General features: G+C 75.8%; 1 protein-coding gene and 1 pseudogene. One reads left to right on the forward strand and one right to left on the reverse strand.

Annotation, left to right across the window (positions count from 1 at the left end):
- Nucleotides 1–152: 152 nt before the first annotated feature.
- Nucleotides 153–1,459: pseudogene (locus KSK32_RS00740) on the forward strand (AMP-binding protein); the annotation flags it as partial.
- Here the strand turns inward: KSK32_RS00740 and KSK32_RS00745 are convergent.
- Nucleotides 1,380–2,741, reverse strand: coding sequence for an AMP-binding protein (locus KSK32_RS00745; RefSeq protein ID WP_374226682.1), 1,362 nt, complete (start codon nt 2,739–2,741; stop codon nt 1,380–1,382). The pseudogene KSK32_RS00740 and the gene KSK32_RS00745 sit on opposite strands and share 80 nt — an antisense overlap.
- Nucleotides 2,742–2,861 lie beyond the last annotated feature (120 nt).

Raw genomic sequence — 2,861 nt, forward strand, 5'->3', positions numbered from 1 at the left:
CCCGCCCTACCCTCGTCCGGGCCGCCGAAACGGCCGCGGGCCGCTACCGCTGACCGCCGTGAGCGGCCGTTCAGCGAGCCGGGGCGTGCTTCCGGCGCACCGGACCCGCCCGGCCGTCGTGCCGGCCCGGCACCGCGGCGCAGCATGACGGCATGGGCGCGTATCGATCAGCGTACGAGCGGAGCATCGCCGACCCGGCCGGCTTCTGGCGGGACGCGGCGGCCGGCATCGACTGGGTCATCCCGCCGGAACGCATCCTCGACGAGGAGGCGGCGCCGCTGTACCGCTGGTTCCCCGACGGGGTGCTGAACACCTGCCACAACGCGCTCGACCGGCACGTCGCCGCCGGGCGGGGCGACCAGCCCGCGCTGATCCACGACAGCCCGGTGACCGGCACGGTCCGCACGCTCACCTACGCCGGACTGCTCGCCGAGACGGCCCGGTTCGCCGGTGCGCTGCGCCGACTCGGCGTCGGCCGGGGCGACCGGGTGCTGCTCTACCTGGCGATGGTGCCGGAGGCGGTGATCGCCATGCTGGCCTGCGCCCGGATCGGCGCGGTGCACTCGGTGGTCTTCGGTGGCTTCGCCGCGCACGAGCTGGCCGTCCGGATCGACGACGCGCGGCCGAAGGTGGTGGTGGCCACCTCCTGCGGGATCGAGGCCGACCGGGTGGTCCCGTACCACCCGATCCTCGCCGCCGCGCTCGACGAGGCCGCGCACGCGCCGGAGCGCTGCGTGGTGGTGCAGCGCCCGCAGGAGCCGGCCCCGCTGGTGCCCGGCCGCGACCTGACCTGGGCCGAGGTGATGGCGGACGCGGAACCGGCGCCGTGCGAGCCGGTGGCCGCCACCGACCCGCTCTACGTCCTCTACACCTCCGGCACCACCGGGCGGCCCAAGGGCGTGGTGCGGGACAACGGCGGGCACGCGGTGGCGCTGCGGTGGTCGATGCGCCACGTCTACGGCATCGAGCCGGGCGAGGTCTTCTGGGCGGCCTCCGACGTGGGCTGGGTGGTCGGCCACTCCTACATCGTGTACGCGCCGCTGCTCACCGGTGCGACCACCGTGCTCTACGAGGGCAAGCCGGTCGGCACCCCCGACGCCGGGGCGTTCTGGCGGGTCGCCGCCGAGCACCGGGTGGCCGCCCTGTTCACCGCGCCCACCGCGATCCGGGCGATCCGCCGCCAGGACCCGGACGGCGAGCACATCACCCGGTACGACCTGAGCGCGCTGCGTACCCTGTTCCTCGCCGGTGAGCGGCTGGACCCGGACACCTGGGCCTGGGCGGGCCAGCGGCTCGGCGTACCGGTGGTGGACAACTGGTGGCAGACGGAGACCGGCTGGCCGGTGGCGGCAACCCGCGCGGCCTGGAGCCGCTGCCGATCAAGCCGGGGTCGCCGACGGTGCCGGTGCCCGGCTACGACGTGCGCGTGGTCGACGGCGCGGGCCGGCCGGCCGCGCCGTCGACCACGCGCACGTCGTAGCCGGGCACCGGCACCGTCGGCGACCCCGGCTTGATCGGCAGCGGCTCCAGGCCGCGCGGGTTGCCGCCACCGGCCAGCCGGTCTCCGTCTGCCACCAGTTGTCCACCACCGGTACGCCGAGCCGCTGGCCCGCCCAGGCCCAGGTGTCCGGGTCCAGCCGCTCACCGGCGAGGAACAGGGTACGCAGCGCGCTCAGGTCGTACCGGGTGATGTGCTCGCCGTCCGGGTCCTGGCGGCGGATCGCCCGGATCGCGGTGGGCGCGGTGAACAGGGCGGCCACCCGGTGCTCGGCGGCGACCCGCCAGAACGCCCCGGCGTCGGGGGTGCCGACCGGCTTGCCCTCGTAGAGCACGGTGGTCGCACCGGTGAGCAGCGGCGCGTACACGATGTAGGAGTGGCCGACCACCCAGCCCACGTCGGAGGCCGCCCAGAAGACCTCGCCCGGCTCGATGCCGTAGACGTGGCGCATCGACCACCGCAGCGCCACCGCGTGCCCGCCGTTGTCCCGCACCACGCCCTTGGGCCGCCCGGTGGTGCCGGAGGTGTAGAGGACGTAGAGCGGGTCGGTGGCGGCCACCGGCTCGCACGGCGCCGGTTCCGCGTCCGCCATCACCTCGGCCCAGGTCAGGTCGCGGCCGGGCACCAGCGGGGCCGGCTCCTGCGGGCGCTGCACCACCACGCAGCGCTCCGGCGCGTGCGCGGCCTCGTCGAGCGCGGCGGCGAGGATCGGGTGGTACGGGACCACCCGGTCGGCCTCGATCCCGCAGGAGGTGGCCACCACCACCTTCGGCCGCGCGTCGTCGATCCGGACGGCCAGCTCGTGCGCGGCGAAGCCACCGAAGACCACCGAGTGCACCGCGCCGATCCGGGCGCAGGCCAGCATGGCGATCACCGCCTCCGGCACCATCGCCAGGTAGAGCAGCACCCGGTCGCCCCGGCCGACGCCGAGTCGGCGCAGCGCACCGGCGAACCGGGCCGTCTCGGCGAGCAGTCCGGCGTAGGTGAGCGTGCGGACCGTGCCGGTCACCGGGCTGTCGTGGATCAGCGCGGGCTGGTCGCCCCGCCCGGCGGCGACGTGCCGGTCGAGCGCGTTGTGGCAGGTGTTCAGCACCCCGTCGGGGAACCAGCGGTACAGCGGCGCCGCCTCCTCGTCGAGGATGCGTTCCGGCGGGATGACCCAGTCGATGCCGGCCGCCGCGTCCCGCCAGAAGCCGGCCGGGTCGGCGATGCTCCGCTCGTACGCTGATCGATACGCGCCCATGCCGTCATGCTGCGCCGCGGTGCCGGGCCGGCACGACGGCCGGGCGGGTCCGGTGCGCCGGAAGCACGCCCCGGCTCGCTGAACGTCCGCTCACGGCGGTCAGCGGTAGCGGCCCGCGGC

The organism is Micromonospora sp. WMMB482, from assembly GCF_019038635.1.
Classification (GTDB): Bacteria; Actinomycetota; Actinomycetes; order Mycobacteriales; family Micromonosporaceae; genus Micromonospora; species Micromonospora marina.